The sequence below is a fragment of the Nocardia bhagyanarayanae genome (genome assembly GCF_006716565.1).
GTDB classification, from domain to species: domain Bacteria; phylum Actinomycetota; class Actinomycetes; order Mycobacteriales; family Mycobacteriaceae; genus Nocardia; species Nocardia bhagyanarayanae.
Genome location: NZ_VFPG01000001.1, coordinates 401,148 through 424,583 on the forward strand (window position 1 = coordinate 401,148; position 23,436 = coordinate 424,583).

At 69.5% G+C, this 23,436-nt stretch carries 1 protein-coding gene (cut by both window edges); it reads right to left on the bottom strand.

This entire window lies inside a single protein-coding gene on the bottom strand: locus FB390_RS01620, encoding a LuxR C-terminal-related transcriptional regulator (protein ID WP_141807358.1). The 48,420-nt coding sequence extends 20,078 nt beyond the window's left edge and 4,906 nt beyond its right edge, so the window shows coding positions 4,907-28,342, spanning codon 1,636 (partial) through codon 9,448 (partial); the first complete codon in reading order (the gene reads right to left) occupies nucleotides 23,432-23,434. Both codon boundaries (start and stop) fall beyond the window edges.

The window sequence follows — 23,436 nt, forward strand, 5'->3', positions numbered from 1 at the left end:
CCGCGAAGGCTTCCCGCAGCAGCGCGCCGACAGCTACCGCGGTGTCCTCGACGACCGAGCTGGAGACACCGAGCCGGGCACTCACCACGTCGGCGTCGAGCCCACCCAGGAAATGCAGGCGCACGATATCCCGGGCCAGCTCCGGATCGGGCAGCGCCGAAAGCGCGGTCTCCAGCGTCAGCCGGAAATCCACGTCGGCGAACGGTGACCCGGTCGGATCCGCGACATCACGCTGCTCGGTGCGAGCGTCCGCCGGCCGCATGGCGCCGATGGCGGTCGACCGCCGTCCCAAGGTGACCCGAGCATCGATGACCTCGGACACCTCGAGATTCAGCGCCTGAGCGATGTCGGCGTCGGACGGCTCCCGGCCGCTCTTGTCGACAACGCTGTCCATGTAGCTGTCGATCGAATAGAGCCGCCACCGCGTCGCCTTGTCCACATTGGGATACTTCTGCGCGTAGTAGGCGTCGCGGATGGTGGCGCGTGCGGTTACCCAGGCAAACATCGTGAAGCTGCCGCCGGACGGCACGAAGTTCAGTACCGCCTTGAGTATTGCCTCGCTGACCGCCTGCGACAGATCCTCGAACTCGCCGGCCTGCGGCCAGCCGCGGGGCGCCAGCTCGGCAATCCACTGGTACCGTTCGGCGATCCGCTGCTTCAAGACGGTTTCCGCATTCGACCCGGGTGCGGTCTCGATGAGATCCCAGAACATTTCGTACTCGGCCGGATCGATCGAATCGCTCCCGGTACGCGCATAGAACTTGTGGATCACCGCCCGGAAGACATCGCTCGGAATCTCGAGTGCGTCACGGATCCGGCGCATACGGCGGATCTGCGGCAGGTGATCCTCCTCGGTCACCCGGTTCGAACGCGTGCCATCACCGACCTGAGCGACGAATTCCTCCACGGTCGAGCGCTTGTACAGTCGGACCGCCTGCATCCATTGGTGCAATGAGTCGAAATCTGCTGCGGCGGGCCATGTTTCGCCGGACGTATCCATCCGGTAGTGGTATCCGTGCTCGGACGCCGGCCCCCACGCCTCGGCGAACTCGTTCCACGGACCGGCGTGGTGCAGCGCGAGGTCGTAGACCTTCAGCAGGGCGAGTTCGATCGGCGCGGTGGCACGACCCTCCTCATGCGCTCGGATACTCGCAACGGACATTCCGAAGATCCGGGCCTTGTCCAACCGGCTGAGCTTGTTCCTGCGGCCGAATTCGATCAGGTATTCACCGAAGGACGCACACTCCCGCGGACCGGGATAGTCCAGATCCCCACCGCGCAGCCTCGCGGCCACCGATTGCAGGACATCCGCGTCGATGTCCACATCCGCCGCGACGGCGCTATCGGCGACCTGCCTGACCGCCTGAGCTTGGGCCTTGGTCACCTTCCGCTCGCGGCCCAGGTCGGCGAGCACACGCTGGAGCTCGGTCGGCGCGGTGCGCTGGGTATGGCGGACCAGCATGAGGTCCGGGTTCGCATTTCCACTGACGTCGGTGTCGAGCAAGTCCGCCAGTTTCTGGACTGCCTTGTACAGGTGTTTGCGCACCTTGGTGGCGTCGATGCCGAGTTCGGCGGCAATCTGCTGGTCGGACAGCCCCTCGATCTGGCGCAGGTGAGCAACCTGCCGCTGCATCGGGTTCGGCAGCTGACGGATCAGGGGTTCCAGCTTGGCCTTGCCATCAGCGGTCTCCAGGAGGGACCGGATGCGTTCGGCGGGAGTCGGCGCCGACGCCGGTTCGGACAGCAAGGTCGCCAGTTTCTGCAATGCCTTGGGCAGATTGGCGTGCAGTCGCTTGCTGCTCCAGCCCAGCGCCGCTGTCGCCTCCTTGTTCGACAGCCCGTCGATCACGCAGGCCTGCACGACCGCACGCTGTGTGGGGGTCAACCGGGGCAGCAGAGCCTTCACCGCCGCCTTGTCGTTCTGCACGGCTCGATCGACGATCGCTCGTGGATCGTCCGAATCGCCCTGTACCGCATCGGGCACTGGAGTTGTGCCGTCCACGGGCTGCGCCGCTCGCCCCGGAGCCTTGTGTGCCTGCACTTCGTGCGGGCCTTCCGGATCGAAGGCGAAGAACGTGCCAGGGTCGCGGCGGTTCCGCGGCTTCCGAGCCGGACTGTCCGTTACGTCAGCGCTGGTATTCGGCGTCGCCGATTGTTGCTGCGGTGCAGGCCCATTCGAAGCTTGGCCCGTCAGGGTCTCGTTGGCCGCGTCCGCCTGTGCCGGGGTCGTGGTCTCAGCGTTCCCGAGCAGGCTGTTGTAGAGGTCGGCGGCCTCGAGGACCCCGGTGTGGGTCAGCCAGTCGGTGTACAGCTCGAGCATTTCCGGGGCGGTATCCGGGTCGCCGGACAGGTCTCGTTGCTCCAGTACGGTTTCCAGCTCGGCGACCGAGGTGTCCAGCGCCTGCGCCAGCGCCTCGGCGAGGCGTGCGCATTCGGCGCGCAGCTCGGCCAGTTGTGGTGTGCCCGCGGTCAGCACGGTGGGATCGAGGGAGAGCAGACCGGCCATCTCGGCCAGATTCTCGCGCGCCGCCGCCAGCGCGGTGTCCTGGTCCGATTCGGTCTGCGGAGTCGGCGGCAGGACCTCGGCACACAGGTCCACGAACGCGGCTAGTTCGGGTGAGCCGATCGCCGCCGCGACACGACGTAGCTCGGCTACCGGGTCCACGTCGCTCTGCGCGAAGTAGCCGCCCAGCTCGTCCAACGCGAGCAGCTCGGCCAGCTCCTGCTGCAACGCGGCATTGATGTCCCGCAGGCGCTGCGCGGCGGCCGCGTCGACCGACCCGGTCCGAAGTTCCTGGACCTGAAGTAGCTGGGTGGCGTTGTCCCAGGTCATGCGACGACCGATCCACTGCCGCAACTCCGGCAACCGACCTGCGTCCACCGCCCGCTGCCACGCCTCGCCATCCAGGGCGCGCAACTGTCCCTGCACGACATCGACGGCTTGGCGAAGCAGGCCGGGCCGCTGCATCAGCTCCGGGTCGACCCCCAGGGCTTCGGCCAGATCTCGCTGTGCGCGCGGCAGATCGATAGCGTCCGAGTCCGGTTCGTCGGCCGGATCAGGCAAGCCGGTTTCGGGCGACTCGACAGTGGCAGGGGTCTCGGCGCCGGTCTCCCGGAAGATCTCCGCGAGTCGCTCGACGAGATTCGCACCCGAGCGGTCCACGCCGCGGCGAGTCTTCTCCACCCACTGCACGGCATTGTTGGCCGCGGGGCCGTCGATCATCTTCCGCCCGGCCTTGGTTTGCAGGAAGGCGTCGACTTCCGGACCGGCCAGCCGCTCGGCGTCGGCCAGTGGCATGCCGAGCCGGGTGAATTCCTCGATCTTCGCGGCAAGGGCATCGCGCCGGACACTTGCCGAGGGCGTTTCCTGATATTCGCGATATTTCTGCAGGACAAGGGCTTTCGCCTGCTCGGCGACCACTGGATCACCGTGCTGGGCGATTTCGTCCAGCAGTTTGCGCAGGGCCTTCGGCAGCTCGAGCTCGGGCGGGGCTGCTTGCGAATCGGCGAGGAACTGGGCGAGTTCCTTCTCGACCCACTGCTTGGTCCGGTCCGCGGCGTCCCGGCCGATGCGGTCCAGCGACCGCTCGCCGACGAGCTGCTCGTCGGCGAACCGCCGAGCCTCCGACTCAACCTCGGCTTCCGGATTCTTCGCCTGGAGCTGGTTCGTCTTGTTGTTCACGAACTCTCGGTGGGCGCGTACCGCCCGCTCCTGTCGATACTCCTGATAGCGCTCGACCACAGCGTCTTTCACACTGTCGGCGAAATCCGGGTCGGTGGCGGCGCCGTCGATCCGGTCCAGGATCGTATACAGCGCGTCGGGCAGTTCGGTATCCGGCAGCGGCGGAATCGAGGACTGCTCGGGGCTGCTCGAATCCGGCCGGATCCGGGTGTTCGCGTGATCGACGACCTCGACGCGATGGTCCTCGAGCACGTGGCCGTTCTCGTCCTCGATGCGAACGGCTTCGATTCCGGCCTTCTCCGTCGGCGCGATGCCGTCCAGGAAATGCCACACCACCTTGGGTGGCTTCCCGTCGACCCACAGGGCCCGATTCAGGTACGCGATCTGCAACTGCCGACGCACCTGAGCTTCGGTGTCGGGCTTCATCCGCCGGTCCTGCGTGACCGTTCGCTGACGCGTCTTCACCTCGTTCCAGGTGGCGCCGCGGTCGGTGACGATATCGACCTCGCCGTCGATCGCACCGCCCATCGGCAGGTTCGCGTCGATCAGCATTCCGACCCGGACCACGCCGTCCAGCCGCGACGCCATCGTCAATTCACCTAGGAGCCCGCGCACCACGACATCGAAGCCGTGCAGGAACGACGTGTCGTCCGTACGAGTGACCAGTCGGCCGGTCGGCGTCTTGCCCTCGAAGTAGTCGCCGGCCCACTCGGCGAGCTGGTTGCGCATCCCCGTGATGGTTGTCTGCCAGTGGTCGGCACCGTTGTCACGCAGGTCGGGCTTGGCTGCCAGCAGCGCATCGAAGGCCTGCTGCGCCTGGGTCACGCGGTCGAGCAGGGCTTCGATCCGGTCGATGAACGCGCGCTGCTCGGAGGGCAACTCCGGATCGACATCGGAATCGATCCCGCGCAGTGCCAGGTCGATCCGGATGAGCCGAGCGCAGAAGTCGCCGCCCGCTCGTTCCGCGCGAGCGCGGATCTGGTCGACCCACTGGGCGGTGTTGTTCGCGGCCTGCTGGCTGATGCCCCGCTGCGCTCGCTCGCCCGCTACGGGCTCGCCCGCCTGCCGCGCGGCCTCCTCGACCTGCTGGCGTTTCACCTGGTATTGCCTGCGCACGAAATCCCTGGCTCGTTCGGCAGCTCGGGGATCCGTTGCGGTGGCATCGATCTGCGCCAGCACACTCCGCAGCGCTGATGGCAGCCGCGCGTCCGTCCGTCCGGCGGCCGCGGCATCGCCTTCGTGCGAACTCGAGGAACTCGTGCCGAAGGAGATATCGTCGGCGGGCGGTGCGGCGTTCGGGTCGGCGAACTGCGGGGACAGCAGAGTGGCCTGGCCGTCCTTGTACACCGTGGCCCAGAGGGCGGTGGTTTGGTCGGTGCTGCCGCCGGTGAGGTGGGCCAAGGAGACTTCGCTCGTGGTGGCGCGGGTGCCGGTGGTGAGTTCGCGGGTACCGGTGGGGGCCGGGCGCTGGAACCATTCGTGGCCGTTCGGGTCGACCCGGTTCAGGATGACGGTTTGCCCGTTGAGCTCGAAAGTGTGGGTGCCGTCGGCATTTTCGCCGATGTAGGTGAGGGCGGCGGCGTGGCCCATGGCGCCGTGGCGGTCGGCGGTCGCGCGCTGTTCGAAGAGGTAGGCGGTGGTGCCTGGGCCGGAGTCGAGCAGGCCGCGGACGAGGCGGGCGTGGGCGGTGGAGTCGGCATCGGCGACGAAGCCCTGCACCGGTGCGCCGTTGAGTTCGGGCACGATATCGCTCCAGAGCACACCCGCCAGCGACGGCTCGAGCAGATCGGCGTCGGTGACATTCGTGCCCTGCGCTGCGTTGACGAAGCGCGCGGCGACCGGCACGCAGTCGTTGTCGTGCTGGTCCAGGTAGTACCGGGTGCGCGGGAAGGCGCCGTCACCGTCCACCTCGACCGTGACCGAGAGCACCTGCTCACCGGGCCTGCCGGCGACGCGCGCCGAGACGTGCACGCCGCCGCGGGCCAGATCGTGGTCGTTGGTCGTGAAGGACCGGGTGGCCCGGTGGACGATGTCCTTCACCTCGGCCAGCGCCTGGTCGACCTTCGCCACGGGCCAACCACCCAGGACCGCGCGCAGCCTGCTGTCCACCCCGTCCAAGCCCTGCACGCCGTAGTACAGCGGGAGCGCGAATTGGCGGGTGCGCGCCGGATCGTTGACGTTCGGGTCCAGCCCGGAGGTGAAGTCGAGCGGGTCGGCGCGGCGGCCGGTGAGGCGCTGCCACAGCGTGCGCTTGCCGGGCAGATGCGGGCGGTTGGCGTCCCAGTCGTAGCCCGCCGCCTTGGCGGCCGCGTGCGCCTGATGCCCGGTGGCCTTCGGATTGCGCGCCAGGAACTCCGCTTCGAACAGCGCGCCTTCCAGGGCGATGATGTCCTCGCGCACCGGGTGCCCATCGATCAACCGGTTCCACATGTGGACGACGTCGGCGATTCGGTTGACCTCGGAATTGCGCAACAGGTAGTCGCGCGCCCGGTTCAGGTTCCGCACCACCTCGTCGGGGGTGCGGGTGTTGCCCGCGTGATCACGCAGCCAGGTCGAGCCGTCGGACCGCTTGGGCATGTGCGTGCCCTTGGGGTCGCGCACCCACGCCTTGCCCGGACCGCGCACCCAACGCTTGGGGTCGCCGCCGGAGTAGGCGTCGGGGTTCGAGAGCGCGTTGTCGGCGATCTGCGCGAGCAGGCTGTCGTGCTCGTGCACGCGATTGTGCTCGAAGTCCGCGTAGGCGGCGTCGGTCTCCTGCTGAATCCGCTGGCGCGCGAGATCGTTCGCGCGCCAGTCGGCGGCCAGGCTCTCCGGGATGTCGACGCTCTCGCCGGTGAACGGGTAGACCACCGTGCCGTCCAGCCGCCGCTGCTCGGAGTTCAGCGCGACCGGCGCCAGCTCGTCGCGGTGCAGCGACTGCGGGTCGGGCTGGCCGTCGTTGAACCACGCGTAGGTGCGGGTCCCGCGCACCACCGGGATCAGATGGATCCACTTGCCGTCGCGCACGGCCGGAATCCATTGCGTCACATCGGCCATCGCCTGGGCGACGTGCGGATGCCGGTTCACGAAGTCCACCGAAAGCGGCAGGCGGACCGACTGGCCGTGCGCGGTGTTGGCGGGCAGCCATTGCGTGGCGCGCAGGACGGTTCTGCCGATCCACGGACGGTTCTGGATCAGGTTTTGCGTCCACGGATGCGTCGGAATCCGCTGGAGGATACCGATGACCAGGATGCGGGCGTGGAACATGTTGAGGCCGACATCCGAGCTCCACGCGTTCACGCCCTCGGGGACGGAGTAGACCTCCTTCGCGAACGGCAGATTCTGCGGGAACAGGAACGCCGGAACCTCACCCGGCTCGAACTCGTGCAGCCCGGCCATGATCTTGTCGAAGGTCGGGACCATCGAGACCTTGAACAAGAACGGCGGCTGCGGGTCGGTCCACTTCTCCTTCTCCCACTTGCGCGGGTGCTTGGCCGGATCCCAGGAACCGGCCCGCGCGGTGAGTTCGGCGTCGGTGGACGGCAATGCCACCGACTGCTGGTAGGCGCCGTCGGCGTCGACCTCGACCCGTCGGAACTGCACGCTCACCGGGATGTCCAGCGAATTCGCCATGCCCAGTAGCAGATTCAGGTCGGTCATCGGCGGAAGCGCCGCGTGCAGGGCTTGGCGGTAGCTGTTGACGTCGGTATCGGTGCCGACGACCACTGTCTCGGTGTCGACGGCCGTGGGACGCAGGGACGGCCGGACACCCACACGCTCGGAGACGGGCAGCAGCCCGAGGTCGTCCAGCGCGTCGAGCGCGGCCCGCCGCTCGGCGAGCTGCCCATCGAGATGCTCGGTGAGCCGGGCCTGTTCGGCTTCCGCCTCCTGGATCTGCTCGATCAGCGCGCGCAGCTGCTGGATCTGCTGGGCGCCCGGCTCCAGCGGTCCCTGGTATTCCGGGTCCAGCTGGTTGTCGTCGTCGATCTGGAAGACGTCGGCCAGCGCGTTGCGCGCCCGGGTGCCCGCCAGGATCTCCTGGGTCAGTGCGGCGCGCAGCTCGATCAGCGGACCGGGCGGGGTCTTCTCGTGCAGCGCCGACTGCGCGGCTTCCAGCTGCGCCAGCGCGTGCAGCGCGTCGCGCAACTTCAGCCGCAGCACCGCCAGATCGGCCTGCTTGGCGCGCGAGGAGGCCCGGGTGTCGACGGGTTCCGCTTCGAGATCGCGGATGGCCTGGCGCAGCGTCTGCACCGCACCCTGGCCGCGGGTGATCTGCTCTTCGAGAGTGCGCTCGAACTGCTGGGCCATGTCCACCCGATCACGGAGCGCGAACGCCGCGGCGAGGTTGTCGACCAGCTCCAGATCCCTGCGGAACTGCGCACTTTCGGTCTCGCCACCGAGTACGCCGTCCAGCTGTGCTTGCAAGGCGGCGACCTGCGTCCCCAGTTCAGCCAGCCGCGCATGCGTCTGCGCCTCGGTCCGGTTCAGCGCGTCCTCGTGCGCACGCACCGCGGCGGCTCGGGCCGCTTCGGCCTCTTGCTTCGCGAGTTGCGCTGTTTCCGTGAGCTCTTCGGCCCGCGTCGACAAGACCTGCGCGTCCCCGGGGCGACCAGCCTCCATCGCCTCCCGTGACTGTGCCACCAACCGCATCGCTTCCGCGCGGGCCGCGCTCTCGCGGGCCAGCGCGTCGGACATCTCGGCGCGCAACGAGGCGATCCGAGTCGCGGGCGGCGCGTGCGCGGGTGGCTGACGATGCGCGGGGACAGGCGAATTCGGGCCGGGGGTCTGGCCGATGCGTAGATCCGCGTCGGGCTGGGCGGCGAACCTGTCACCGAGACCCTGGATCACTTGGCCGTCCCGCCAGACGACCGCCCAGGTCGCCTCGGTGGTGTCGGTGGTGCCGCCGGTGAGCTCGGCCAGCGAGACCTCCGAGCCCTCGGGGCCGATGAACAACGCGACCCCGTCGCTGTCGGTGTGGCTATAGGTCACAGCCAGACCGTCGACCTCGAAGCTGTTGCCGCCCAAGTACTTCAGCGCGAACGCATGCGCACCGATGCCGTGCGGATCCGCATCCGGCGGGCGCACCTCGCGCTGATCGAGCACCCAGGCGATCGAACCCGGGCCTGCCTGATTCATCAGCGCCTGCACCAGGTTGGCATGTGCGTAGTTCACGCCGAAGTCGAAGCCCTCGACCTGCGCGCCGCGCAGCAACGGCTCCACATCCGACCACATCCGTCCAGCCAGGTTGTCCCGCTGCGGAACAGGCTGGCCGACGACATCCGGCTCCCCCGGTACGCGCTGATCGTCGGCTATCAGCCGCAGTGAATCGTCGACACAGGTGTTGATCGGCGCCCGGTCGAGCGCGGTTACCGGAGCCGCCGCGGGAGTCGGAACCGTGGTCGTCGCGTCCACCACATCGGCGACCGCTGGAGCGTCGAATGCCACACCCGACTCTGTGAGCCACGGTGTCAGCTGTGCCCGCAGATCCCGCAGCACCGCTCGGATCCGGGCGGGATCCGCCCCGAGGTCGACATTGATCAGGCTCGCTGTCGTTGCATCGCCGGTCCGGTCGAGCAGCAGCGTGACAGCACCGACCTCGCCACGAACCGGGTTGAGCCGCAACGTGATCGCCAGCTCGCCCGGACCAGCCCGCACACCGTCCACCGAGATCCAGAAGTGGTCACCGAACCCGTCGAAGAGGCCGGCGGCACCCTGGCCCGCTCGATCGATGAGATCGTCGACCGAGGGCATGCTCACGTTCGGCTGCCACAACCGGCCTTCTTCGGTGAGCTCGAATTCGACATCGCTGAGATCCACACCCAGCCTGATCAATTCGTAGCGGAGCTGCGCGATGTTCCGGTGCTCGGACATGCCGTCGGTGAACCCACCGGACGCGGGCAGCACTGCACGCAACTTGCCGTCGACGATGTGCCACATCCCGTACATGGCCGGGCCCTCGGCCGGACTGGCGTAGGTGTTGTACAGGCCGGGATGCAGGACGGCCGCTGAGCTCGCCGATCGGATATCGCCGGGCGTGGCGCCGAACAGGAAGTTGTCGCGGTTCTCCGGGTCACTGCTGTAGAGATTGCCGTTCTCGTCGCGGAACAGGCCGTCCTCGTCCACCCACAGCTGGCTGTAGGCGGTGTCCGAACCCGCGAAAGGCATGTGAGTGGTCCCGTTGCGCGGGGTCGCCAGTTCGTAGGTCGGCTTGGTCGCGGCGATCTCATCCGGTGTCGCGGCCACCTCGGTGAACTCGGCCCACGCCACTTTGCCCGCGTCACCGGCGAGAACCGCAACGCCGGCGCGCTCGCCCACCACGGCATCGCCCGGCTGAGTGTCGAGCACCTGCAACAGCACCTGCCGCGCGCCCGGCGCGCCGACGAGACGCAAACCGACCCGCACCGGGGCGCTGCCCGCCCGCGACACCAGATCCGCGGCCGCGTTCTGCACCGAACGTCGTTGTCCGACATCACCCCACTCCGCCGCGGCCAGTTGCCCGCCGACCCAGTCCACGATCCCGGCCATATCCGCGTCCGATGCCAACGTGGTGTCGACCGCGCTACCGGCGTCCCCGAGGAAGGTGGCGCCCGTTCCGCTCAGCCACGGCCCGATCTTGGCGTGCACCTGATCAAGGGCGGCGGCAACCCGGACCGCGTCCGGCCCGAGCCGGACATCGGTGTAGTGGGCGGTCGGTGCGCCCGCGGTGTTCTCCAGCACCAGCGTGACCTGCCCGGGCACACCGCGCACCGGCGCCAGGCTCAAGGTGATCGACAGCCGGTCACCGGCCGCTTCGATATCGGTCACATCGACGGAGAAATCGGCGCCGAAACCGCGCAAGCCCTTGCTGATCGCATCCCGGGTCGCGGCATCGCCCGCGGCCTGCTCGATCAGCAGGCGCGGGGCAGCCAGCATCCGTGGTCCCTTCCAGACCCCCTCCTGGTTGTAGGCGCGGAAGTCGACCTGGGCGAGGTCCACGCCCGCGGCGACCAGCAGATGCTGGAGCTGGGCGGCGAACTTCGGGTCGAGCGAACCCGCCCAGAACGCCTCTGCCGACGAGGCCCACACCCCCGTGATCCGGCCGTTTTCGATGATCCACACACCGAATGCGATCGGGCCGGCCTCCGGATCATCGAACGAGCTGAACAACTCGGCGTGCGAGGTCACACCCGTCGGCGCGCTGCGGATCTCCTCGGGGAAGATGACGAAGACTTCGCCGAGCTCGCCGGTGTTGTGCAGGTTGCCGTGCTGGTCGTAGACCAGGCCGTCCTGGACGGTCAGCGTGCCGAACTGGGCGAGAGCGCCCAGATCGCGCCGATAGGTATCCGGCCGGTTGGGTTCGGCGACATCGTATTCGGGCACGCTCGGCTCGACACGAGCGTTCATCGGGGGCGGCGCGGCGGCCGCCTGGGAACCGAGGTCCGCGACCGCGGCTCCGGGATCGTCCGCCTCCGCGCCGAACTCCAACTCCGCGGCATTGCGCGAAATCATGGCAAGGATGTCGTTGATCTGGCTCTGCAACACCGCGATCTGGTCGGGGTATCCCGGCCGCTGTTCCCGGCGGGTCTGCTCCAGCCGCTCCTGCGCGCTCGCCAGGGCATCGGTCAGCACGCGCTCGCGCTCCTCGGCGATCGCGGCGCGCTCGGCCGGGGTGACGAAGGACAGCACGGGCGGCTGTCCCGGCCGGAACAGCACCAGCGGCTCACCGCCTTCGGAGTGGTCCTCCATCATGCCGACGTAGGCTTCCCAGTCCCCCAGCTGGTCCGGGTTCCAGTAGGCCAGCGGCGGATGCTGCACACCCATATCGGCGGCCAGCGCCACCTCGAGGAACAGGAAGTTCTCCGTCGGCGACAAGCGGCTGCCGTCGGGGTGCCGCAGGTCGAACAGATCGTGGTCACCGGTCAGCGGTTTCAGGACGCCGCGCCTGGTGAAGCCCTTCACCACGCCGTTCTCCACGGCGAACCGGCCCTCGGCGATGAAGGCGTCCATCTTCGTGCGCAGTTTGACGTACTCACGCACGCGCTGTTCGTAACGCGCTTCGAGGGCTGCCCAGTCCGCGTCGGATTCAGTGGTGCGCGGCGGCATCCGCAGGTCGTGCCGCCCGTCGTCCGGGAATCGGAAGAAGCCCACCAGGCCGACCGCCTTGGCGGGCGCACCCAGCATCACGTCGTACTTGTTGATGGTCTTGGCCTTCATCAACTCCGGCTTGTCCGCGGCATCGTCGTAGATCCACGGCACCGAGTCGGGGTTGGTCGGGCGCACCCAGAGGTGGAGGTCGTGTTCCTCCACGAAGTTCTGTAGCTGTTCCTGGCGATGTAGCGGGATACCGCGCTCCGATTCGAGTTGCGCTGGTGTAACCGGCGTTTCGCCGGATCGGTCGGCCGGATTCGAGCCGATGTAGGCGTTGTCGCCGGGGCGGGGGGCGTTCACATCGCCGGTGTCCAGGACGATGGCCTGTTGGTTCTGGTAGGAGGTGGCCCACAGGGCGACCGTGCCCTCGCGGGTGCCGCCCGCGAGATCGGCCAGGGAGACCTGCTGGGGCCGGCCGCTGGGCAGGGCCGCCACCGGGGCGTCGAAGTATTCGCGGCCGTTCTCGACCCGGTTCAGGGTGACCTGTTCACCGTTGAGCTCGAAGACGTGGCGGCCGTCGACCTCGCCGACGTAGTGCAGCGACATGGCGTGGCCGATGGCGCCGTGCCGGTCCGGGTTGCCGCGCTGTTCGATGACGAAGGCGGTGGTGCCGGGGCCCGCGTTGATCAGACCCTGGACGAGGCGGGCGTGGCCGCTGGCCTGGTCGGTGGAGGCGAAGCCTTGCAGCGGTGCGCCGTTGAGCGCGGGCACCAGATCGCCGAACCGCACACCGGCCAGCGTCGACGGAGCCAGCAGATCCGCGTCGGTGACGACTCCGCCCTGAGCGGCGTTGACGTGCTCGCCGGCCAGTCGCACGCAGTTGTTGTCGTGCTCGTCGAGCAGGTAGCGCTGCGGCCCGAGGGTGCCGTCGCCGTCGGAGACGATCTTCACCTCGAGCACGCCCAGGCCGGGTTCGCCGGTCACCCGCGCCGAGACGTGCACCCCGCCGCGGGCGATGCCGTGATCACCGTGGTGGGACTGGGTCGCCAAGGCGACGAGATCGGTCACCTCGTCCAGCGCCGTCTCGACCTTCGCGGCCGGCCAGCCGGACATGATGGCGGACAGCTGATCTCGGATGTGGCCGAGCCCCTGCACGCCGTAGTACAGCGTGCTGCCGAACCGGCGGGTGCGCGCCGGATCGTTGGCCGTCGGGTCGATCTCGGACGTGAACCCGAGCGGTGTCGGGCGCGCACCGGTCAGGCGCTGCCACAGAGTGCGCCTGCGCGGGTGCGGCGGGCGCTGATCCCAGTCGTAGCCCGCGGCTTTCGCCGCCGCGGTCGCCTGCTGCACGGTGGCGCCGGGGTTTTGCGCGATGAACTCGATCGAGGCGAGCGCGGCCTCGATCCCGACGATGTCCTCGCGCACCGCCTGGTTGGACAGCAGCCGCTGCCACATGGCGGCGATATCCGGGTTCTGCGGAATCTCGGTGTTGCGCAGCAGGTAGTCGCGCACTTGGCGCAGCGTCTCGATGACCTCGTCGCGGGAACGCAACTTGCCCGCGTGGTCCTTCAGCCAGGTCGAGCCATCACGGTGTCTGGCCATGGTCGACCCGTCGGGGTCGCGCACCCAGGCCTTGTCCTTGCCGCGCACCCACCGCTTCGGGTCACCGCCGGAGTAGCGGTCGGGATCGGCGAGGGCGTGGTCGGCGATCGCGCCCAGGTTGCTGTCGGCCTCGAAGACCCGGTTGTGCTCGAAACCCTCGTAGGCGGCCTCGGTCCGCTCGCGGAGCTCGGCACGTTCGGCTTCGTTGTCGGCCCAGCGCTGCCGCAGCGCCTCCGGAATCTCGACGCTCTCGCCGGTGTACGGCAGCGCGTGCGAGCCGTCCAAGCGCCGCTGTTCCGAGTTCAGTTCCGGCGTGGCCAGTTCCGGGTTGTGCAGTGTCTGTGGATCGGGCTGGCTGGTGTCGAGCCAGCCGTAGGTGCGGGTGCCGCGCACCATCGGAACGAGCTGGATCCAGCGGCCGTCGCGCACCGCCGGAATCCATTGCGCCGCATCGGCCATCGCCCACGCCAATGCCGGATGCCGTGTGGCGAAACCGGCCGAGAGCGGCAGCTCGATCGACTTGCCGTGCGCGGTGTTGGCGGGCAGCCACCGGGTGGCGGAGAGGACGAACTTGCCGATCCAGGGCCGGTTCTGGATCAGGTTCTGCGTCCACGGATGGCCCGGAATCCGGTCCATGATGCCCAGCGCGAGGATGCGCAGGTGGAACAGGTTGAGCCCGACATCCGAGCTCCACGCGTTCACGCCCTCGGGAACGTTGTTGACCGTCGGCGAGAACGGCGGATTCTGCGGGAACAGGAACCCGGGAACCTCACCGGCCTCGAATTCGTGCAGCCCGGCCATGATCTTGTCGAAGGTCGGGACCATCGAGACCTTGAACAAGAACGGCGGCTGCGGGTCGGTCCACTTCTCCTTCTCCCATTTGCGCGGGTGCTTGCCCGGCTCCCAGGCGCCCGCGCGCCGGGTCAGTTCGGCGTCGGTGGACGGCAGATCGACGGTGCTCTCGTAGTGGCCCCGCGCGTCGAGCTGTACCCGAGTGAACCGCACGGTCAGCGGCGTGGTGTCCGACTTCGCCATGCCGAGCAGCAGATTCAGGTCGGTCCGCGCCGACAGCGTCGCTTGCAACGCCTGCCGGTAGTCGTTGACGTCGGTGTCCGTGCCGACCACCACGATCTCGCTGTCCCCGAACAGCCCCGTGGGCTGCGCGGCGGGCCGCACGCCGACCCGCTCCGAGATCGGCAGCAGGCCGAGGTCGTTCATCGCGTCCAGCGCGGCCTGCCGCTCGGCCAGCTCGCTCCGTTGCGATTCCGCGTCTTTCAGCTGCTTGGCGGCCTCGCGCAACTGCTGCACCAGTTCGGCGCCGGGTTCCCGCGGGCCGGGGTACCGCGGGTTCAGGTGATCGGTATCGCTGATCTGGAAGACCTGGGCGAGCGCGGCCCGCGCGTTGGTGGCGGAGATGATCTCCGTCGTCAGCGCGGACTTCAGCATGGTCAGATCACCCGGCGGCAACTTCCGGCGCAGCAGTTCCAGCGCGCTCTCCACCTCGCTGAGCGCGTGCGTGGCCTGTCGCAGTTCGGCGCGGGCCGCGGCCAGATCCTGGTTCCTGGCCCGCTCCGCTTCTGGAGTGTCGGCCTCGAGCAGCGCGATTCCCGCACGCAGCTTGTGCCGCAAGGTTTTACCGCGTTCGATCTGCTCTTCCAGCGTCTGCTGGACGCGCTCGGCGGTCTCGATGCGGTCCCGCAGCTGGAACGCGGCCTCGAGGTTGTCCACGAGGTCGATATCGGAGCGGAACCGCGCGATCTCGGTGTCGCCGCCCAGGTGGGCGGCCAGCTGCGCCTCGAGCGCATCGATGCGGGCTTGCAGGTCGCTGCCCTGCTGCGTGATCGAGGTCTGCCACACCTCGACCGCCGCGGCGCGCGCGGCCTCCGCCGCACCGGTTTCCGCGACGCGCTGCTCGATGTCGGCCGCCAAGCTACGGGCCAGCTCGCGATCCCCGGCGTTCTGCGCGGCCATGGCCTGCCGCCGCAGATCCGCGATCTCGGCGCGCAGGTCGGCTTCCCTCGCCACCGCGGTGGCCATCTCGGCGCGCAACCGGGCCACCTCGGCCGCCGGGCTGGGCGGCGCGTTGGCCGGCGGCTGCCGATGCGCGGGCACCGGGGCGTTCGGGTCCGGTGTCTGGCCGATGGCGAGATCGGCGGCGGGCAGTGCGGCGCCGAGGTCACCGAAGTTCGCCACCTGCTGACCGGCCTTCCAGGCCACGGCCCAGGTTGCCTTGGTTTCGTAGCGGCTACCGCCGGTGAGATCGGCCAGCGAGACCCGCGTGCCGTCCGGGGCCACGAACCATTCCAGGTTGCTGCGCTTGGAGCCGACCTCGTCGTAGGTCACGCGGCGGCCGTCGATCTCGAACTGATTGCCGCCCAGGTACTTCACGGTGTAGGAGTGCGCGCCGACACCGTGCGCGCCGGGGGTCCAGCGCTCGTCGAGCACCCAGGCGATGGCGCCGGGGCCACCCTGCTCGCGCAGCGCCTGGATCAGTTTCACGTGGCCACGGGCGTCGCTGTTGTCGAAGCCGCCCGGCTGGGCCCCGCGCAGCATCGGCCGCACGTCCTGCCAGTCGAAGCCGGACAGGTTGCCTGTCACCGGAATCGGGACACCGACAATATCGCCTTGATCGGCCAGCACGCGGCTGAGCGAGTCGGAGACACAGGTGTTGATCGCCGCCGGGCCTGCGGGATCGATCTCTCTGGTGTAGTAGGTCACCAACGCCGTCAGGGCCTTGATCTCGGCGTCGGTCTGGCGGACCTGGGCGCGCAGCTGCTGGTGCAGCGCGGTCAATGTGCCGGGGTCGCGGACGAACAGGTCGGCGAACTTCTCGGCCTTGAACTTGCCGAAGGCCGCCTTGTACTGCGCGTCGGTGGCGTTGTAGATGTCGGCGCCGTGCAGGCGCACCCAATCCTGATCCGGCACCGGCACTCCCGGCACGGTGGCGGGACCGGCCAGTGGCAGCTGGGCGAGCAGCCGATCGGCATCCGCGATGAGCGAGGCCAGGTGTGCGGGGGCGTCGGCCAGGTTGATCGGGGCGATGTCGTCGGCCACCCGCGGATCCCGGGTGAACAGCTCCGGATCGGCCTCCAGCTGCTTCAGCAGCGCGTCGATCTCCTTGGCCAGCTTCGGTTTCGCGGTCTTCAGCGCCTCCAGCGTGGCCTTGGGGTCGGTAGCCAGGTCGGCCCGGGAAAGCTCCAGCTTGTTCAGCGCGGTGTCGAGCTTGTGGTAGGCGTCCAGGGCGTGCAGGTTGCGCGCGTACTCGACCAGCGCCTCGATCTGGGCGGCGCGCACCTCGTTGTCGAAACGCAGCCGCTCCAACGTGGCGTCGATCTGGCTCGGGGTCAGATCGATCCGGCCGATCGGCAGTCGACCAACCAGTTCGGTGATCGCGGCCTCGATTTCACCGCGCGACATGCGGGACAGGTCCAGCGCCGGGCCACTCGGCTCCGCCTGCGCCGGATCGGCGACCGTCTGCCAGGGGCCGCCCTCGTAGCGCACCATGGTGACGGTCAGGTTCCGGCCGTCGAAGTCTTCCGAGATGTGGCGTACCGCCGGCGAATCCACCGCCGCGGTCGCCACCCGCCACGTGCTGCCGACCTCACGTGGCCAGGCCACGCGGTACTCGACCTCGAGGCTGCCGTTGTCGATCAGCTCCACCAGTTCGGAATTCGCCGGGTCGGCGAGCGCCTTCGCCAGTGCCGCGTCGTGATTCATGGCGTTGTCGATGACGACCAACTTCATCGGCGAACCGACCAGCCCGACGCCCGGATGGTTGGCCGGATCGATCAGGAACCCGCCGCTGACCCGAATCCATTCGCTGCCCGCGATATTCGCCATCACCTCGGCGTGCTGACCGAAATTGTCGTCGGCGTCGAGGACCTGCTGCGCCTGCCGCTGGAACGCGGTGACCGCGTCCTGGAGGTCGGTGAGCCGAGTCTGCAACTCCGTCAGCGCATTCGGGCTCTCGGGGTCGATGCCGAGGATGTGCGCGCGGTGGTCCAGCTCGGTGCGGATGTGGTGGCGGCGCAGGGCCTCCTCGAAGAACCTGCGGCCCGCAGGCGTGTCCCGGTGCGACAGGTCCCACCACTGGCGGCCGCCCTGCATGTTGTTGTTGACGCCGGTCCAGCCCATGAGGGTCGCGCGACCGTTCCGGGCCGCCTCGACCTCTCGCGCGTACCGCTCCAGCGGGCTCGGACGGTTGATGACCGCGGCCGGTAGCAGATGCGACAGGTCGATATCGGGCAGGAAGGGAATGTCCGCGTTCTCCGCGTCGTACCGGGCCAGCGCCGCCTTGAACGCCTCGGCCGAAACGGCTTCGCGGGTCAGCAGATACCGCGCCTGATCGATGGCGGCGCGCACCGACTCCGGGCTCAGGTCCGGCAGTTCGATGCCGAGCGGGCCCGCCAGCGCCAGCAGCGCCCGCGCCTGCGCGTCCAGCTCCTGCGCGGCCTGCCGGACCTCCTGACCCCATTCGGCGAGCTCGTCGTGCGCCAAGGCCGACGGATCGTGTTCGGCGTCGGCGGGGACCGGCGGTTCCAGCGAGGCGTCGATTCCGGGCGCGGGCTGCGCGGCCGGAAGTGCGGGTGGCGGGGGCGGTCCCGCGAGGAAGCGGTCGGCCAGCCCGAGACGGCGGAGTTCGGCCTCGTTCTCGCTGATCTTCCGCGGGTCGGCGTCCTCGCGGGCGTAGTCGTAGACATCGCCGGTGCGCGCGACGGGTCCGTGCGACTCCGCCGACCTGACCTGGCCGAGCAGGAAGGCCTTGATCTTCGGCCAGTTGCGCTTGAGATTGACCACCTCGCGCACGGTGAACGCGGGGTTGGCCTCGAAGTTGCCCCAGAAGTCGCTGTCGGCCAGCTGACCGAAATTCTGCACCGTGAACGACTGGCCGAGCGGGACGATCTCCGACGGCGGATGCTGCGGGTTGACCACACCCTGCCGGTCCCGCAGGGTCTGGATGACGCCCGGGTCCGCCTCTGGCGCCTTGACGATCGCGGCGGTGGCCACGTCTGGGGCGGGCAGGCGGGTGGCCGGTTCCACACGCCAGCCGCCGGAACCGTCCGGCGTCAGCTGGACCGGGATACGTTCGCCGCCGACCTCCAGGTCGATCCGCACGGGCCCGCCCGGTCGCCGACCCGCCTGCCACACCTGGGTGACATCGGCCAGGTCCACGATCGCCTGGGCGCGGGCGAGTGTCTCGGATCGCAGCCGCTCGAGGGTGTCGGTCAGGTTCGCCGGCGACAGGCCGTCGCTCGGTATCCGGAGCAGCTGGGCCCAGACCTCGGTGATCTTGTCGATCTCGGTCTGCTGCTGCGGGTCCAGCGCGCGATCGCGGCGGCCAAGGGCGGTGGCCAGCGCCTCGATAGCACCGGCGCGCAACAGGATTCGATAGCGTTCCTGCGCGACGGTGGTCGCCAGGTTCGCCGGATCGCGCTGCTCCGCCGTCAGATTCAGCTGATCGGCGAGCGAGGCCTGAGCCTGCTGCATGGTGAGCGGGCGCGGTGGGTCACTCGGATCCGGCGGCGACACCAGCGGCCCGGCGATCGCGTCGGGGTGGGCGAGCGGAATCGCCGGCGCGGGCTGCGTTTCCGGCGGTCGCCCGATCGAGCGCTGGAACGCCTCGGCCGCGTCGCGCGCGGCGAGGAAATCGGCGTCGGACGGATCGGACGGGTAGCGCCAGTACCGCTCCCCCGGGAACTGCTCGTCGGCGGTCAGCGTGTCGAAGTTCGTCGGGAACAGCATGTGCTGGTTCGCCAGGCCGTCCGGCGATGCGTCCAGGAAGCGGCGGGCCAGCGCCATCTGCGACAAGTCCTGGAGCGCGGACTGCGGATCCGGCAACGCCCCGAGGGTTTCCGCGAGACCGAGGCGCTCGGCCAGTGCTTGCGCGTAGGCCAGGTGCGCGGCGGAGGGCTCGGCCCCGGATTCCGGTTCCGTACGCAGACTCGGTGTTTCGTCGAAGAACCGCGCCGCCTGATGCACCGGGTCCTCGGGCCGGCGCGGCGCGGGCGGATCCTGGCCGACGCGCAGATCGGCGTCCGGCATCGGACCCTCGTCGCCGAGACCGGGGACGTGCGCGTCGTTCTGGAAGATGCTCGCCCAAGTGGCGGCGGTCTCCCCCGTTGTGCCACCGGTCAAGTCGGCCAGCGACTGCGGATCGGTGCCGCCATTGGGGCCGAGGTCGAACAGCTGCTCCTGGCCGTTGTCATCGATATCGGCGAGCAGAACCCGCTGGCCGTCCACGTCGAAGACGTCACGACCCAGGTAGGTCACGGTGTAGGCGTGGCCGCCGACACCGTAGTCGTCGACGGTGGTCCGCTGGTCGATCACCACGGCCGAGGCGCCACGGCCCTGCGCGCGCAAGGTGGTCAACAGGCGGGCGTGCGCGCCGCCCTCCTCGTTGGGCAGGAATGCCCGGGGCTGCGCCGCGCCGAAGTGCGCGGACAGGTCATCCCACGCCACACCGCTGATCCGGCCGGGATCGACGGCGAACCCGCCGAGCACGTTCGGGTGCCGCACGGCGAGCTGGTCGAAAGCCCTCGGCACACAGTGGTTGGTGGGCGTGCCGCCGGTCGGCAGGCGGTAGTAGGTCTCCGAGAGCGCCGCCAGAGCGGCCAGATCGGCGGCATCCGCGCGGACGTCGGCGCGCAGTTCCGCCAGCGCCTCGGCGATCTGCGCCGGCGTGCGCAGCGCGGCCGCATCGAGCTTGCCCGCGCGGAAGTTCCGGTAGATCGACTCCAGCTCGGCCGGGGTGGCGGTGTCCAGATCGACGCCGAGCAGGTGCACCCAGTCGGCGTCCGGGTCCGGGATGCCGGGTACCTCGCCGGGCAGCGTCTGGCCGTGCCTGGCGAGCGCCAGGAAGTCCGCCAGATCGTCGACGAGCAATCCCACCTGGTCGTGGGCGTCGACGTGATGCATCGGCAGGCCACCGGGCCGCAGCTGATCCTGCGCGTCGTAGAGGTTCGGATCGAAATCGATCAGCTCGGGGTTCCGGTTCAGCAGCTGGGCCAGGGCATCCAGCTTCTTGGCCCGCTCGGGATGCCGCTGCTTCAGCTCCTCGAGCGCCTCGAGGGGGCGCCCGCGCAGCTCGGACCGGTTCACCTCGGCCTCGTGCAGCGCGCGCTCGAAGGCGTTGAAGCGGGCCACATCCGCGTGCAGGCGGGCCAGATCGGCCATGGCCTCGATCCGCACCGCGCGCAACCGGTTGGCGGCGCGCGCCGCGTCGAGGGCGGGTCCGACACGATCCGGAGCCAGATCGGCCAGCTTCACACCCTGCCGGGCCGCCGCGTCCTCCACCCGGGCCACCAGCTCCGCGGTCGACAGCGTGGTGGGGTCGGGCACCGGAATCCCGTTGTCCGGCGGCGTGAGCGCGTTGTCACTGGGGATGGCCCGCCAGGGGCTGTCGTCGTTGTCGCGGACCATGGTCAGCTCGAGCCCGCGCCCGTCCAACGCACCGGAAAAGTGCCGGACCTGCGGCGCGTCCACCTCGGCCACATGGATTACGCCGGTGCGGTCGGCCCAGGCGACCCGGTACTCGAGCTCCAGCTCGCCCTGGGTCAGCATCTGCGCGATATCGGTATTGCGCGGGTCGGCGAGCGCGTTGGCCAGCTGCTGGTCGTGATCGCCGCCGTCGTTGATCACCACCAGGCGCTGCGGATTGCCGTCCAGCAGGCCGATTCCCGGCGCGTTGTCCGGATCCAGCAGGTCACCGCCCTGGTCGAGCAACCACCGGTGCCCCGCCGCGGCCGCCATCTCCTCGGCGATACGGGCGAACTCGTTGTCGGCATCGGTGTAGGCGGCCGCCAGTTGCGCGAATTCCGTTGCCTCTCGCGCCAATTCGGCGGCACGGTCGTGCAGCGCGGTCAGCGCGCGTGCGACATCGGCCGGACTGTGCTTGGCCGGATCGACATCGAGCAGATTGGCCCAGGTGCCCAGTTCCGCGCGCACCTGTTCGCGCTGCATCGCCTCCCGGAACGCCTCGCGGGCCTCCGCGCTCGGGTTGCCCTCCGGATCCCACCAGAGCTTCAGCCGCGTCGGATTGTTGTTGACGCCGCTGGCTTCGGAGTCCGCACCGGGCAGACCGTCCGCGATGGATTGCTCGCGCATGTAGCGCTCGAGCGGATCGGGACGCATGTCGTTGGTCGGCAGATAGCCGAGGCGCTCGTTCTCGTTGTGGAACCGCGTGGCCGCCTGCGCGTACGCCGCGGCGGCCGCGGCCTGCCGCATCGCACGGTAGTTCGCCTCGCCGACCGCGGTGCGGACCGCGTCGGGGCCGAGGTCGGCCAGCGAGAGCGACAGCGCGTCCGCGCCTTCGTAGAGCGCGATACCGGCGGCATTGCGGGCGGCGATGGCGTCGCCGAGTTCCGCGCCACGGCGCGCCAGATCCGGATCGGGCGCCTGGCCTTGCGGTTCCGCGTCCGCAACCGGCGGCACCACGTCCTCATCGATACCGGCGCGCTCGTCGGGTGCGACCGGATCGGGCGCCTGCGGCTCACCGATCTGGGGACCGTCCGAGTAGCGGCCGGTGACCAGGGCCCAGAACGCCTCGCGGCCCTTCCACAACTTCGACGCCTGCAACGCGAAGAACGCCGGATCCCAGTTGAACCCACTGACATTCGCCGCCGCGTCACCGGACAGCAACTCGATCTCCGCGCCGAACGCGTTGTAGAGATCGCTGTTGTTCTCCGAACCGAGCGCGTACTGGATCGGCCGGCCGGTGCCGTGGCTGCCGAGGTGGGTGCGCAGGAACTTCATCGCCCGCTTCCACCGGCTCTGCGGTTGCCCGTCGGGGTCGCTCGACGAGTCCGGCACCGGCACCGGCGGCGGCGCCAGCGGCTCGGCGGGCCGCACCCGCCACCCTCCGGAACCGTCGGCGGTCAGCGACACCGGCACCCGCTGACCGTCCACCGCCACCGTGTACCGGCGGGTCTCGCCCTCGGCCACCTGGGTGGCCCGGCCCTTGACCTCGTGCACCGCCTGGGCGACATCGGCCAGATCGTTCAGCGCGACGGCACGGGCCAGCACGTTGTCGCGCAGCCGCTCCAGCGTCGTGTCGACCTGCCCCTCAGCCAGGTCGCTTTCCGGAAGCTGGAGCAAACGGGCCCAGTGATCGGCGATCTTGTCGAGATCGATCTGCTGGTCCGGGTCGGTGGCCACGGCGCGCCGGGCGAGGGTGTGGGCAAGCGACTCGATCGCGCCCGCCCGCAGCATCGTCCGATACCGCTGCTCGGCAATGGTTTCCGCGAGATTCTCCGTCGTCACCCGGTCGGCGTTCAGTCCCAGCTGACGCAACAGCTGCGCCTGCGCCGACTCCGGCGCGAGCGGATGCGGGGCCCGGGAATCGGGCCGGGCAGGCGCGGGCCCCAGCGCGGGTGCGATCGCGTCCGGCACGGCGATCTGCATGGCGGGCGCCGGCGCATCGGAATCGACCACCGGCAGCGCGTGGGCTTCGTCGCGCCGCCCGGCGAAATTCGAGTCGCTCGGATCCGGCGCGTAGTTCCAGTACCGCTCGCCGAGATGATGCTCATCGATGCTCAACGGAGCGAAATCGGCCGGACCCATTCGCTCGTTCATCCGCCCGGAAACCGGTGTCGGGTCGAGGAATTTCCGCGCCCAAGCCATTTGGGCCAGATCCGCGAGAATCCGGCGCGGGTCCGCCAAGCTCGACAGCGAGTCGCCGAGGCCGAGTGCCCGCGAGAGGCGGGTCAGGCGGTCGCGGTCGGCGTCGGTCAGCGGGGACAGGTCGCCGGTGCGGGCCGGGCCGGGCCCGGGGACCGGGCCGGTCTGCGGACCAGGGGCCGGTTCGGAGGTCTGCCGCGCCTCGGGGGCGGGCTGTGCGCCCGGGTCTGGGGCCTGCTGCGCGGCCGGATCGCGCTGTGCTTCCGGATCGGGTGTTCGCTGCGCCTCGGGATCGGGCTGCGCGCCTGAATCCGGAGCCTGCTGCGCATTCGGGTCCGGCTGCGCGCCTGACTCCGGAGCCTGGTGCGCATTCGGATCAGGCTGAGCACCCGGATCCGAAGACTGCTGCGCATTCGGATCAGGAGTTTGTTGTGCTCCCGGATCAGGCCGCGTACCCGGGTCCAAGGCCTGCTGCGCCGCCGGATCGCGCT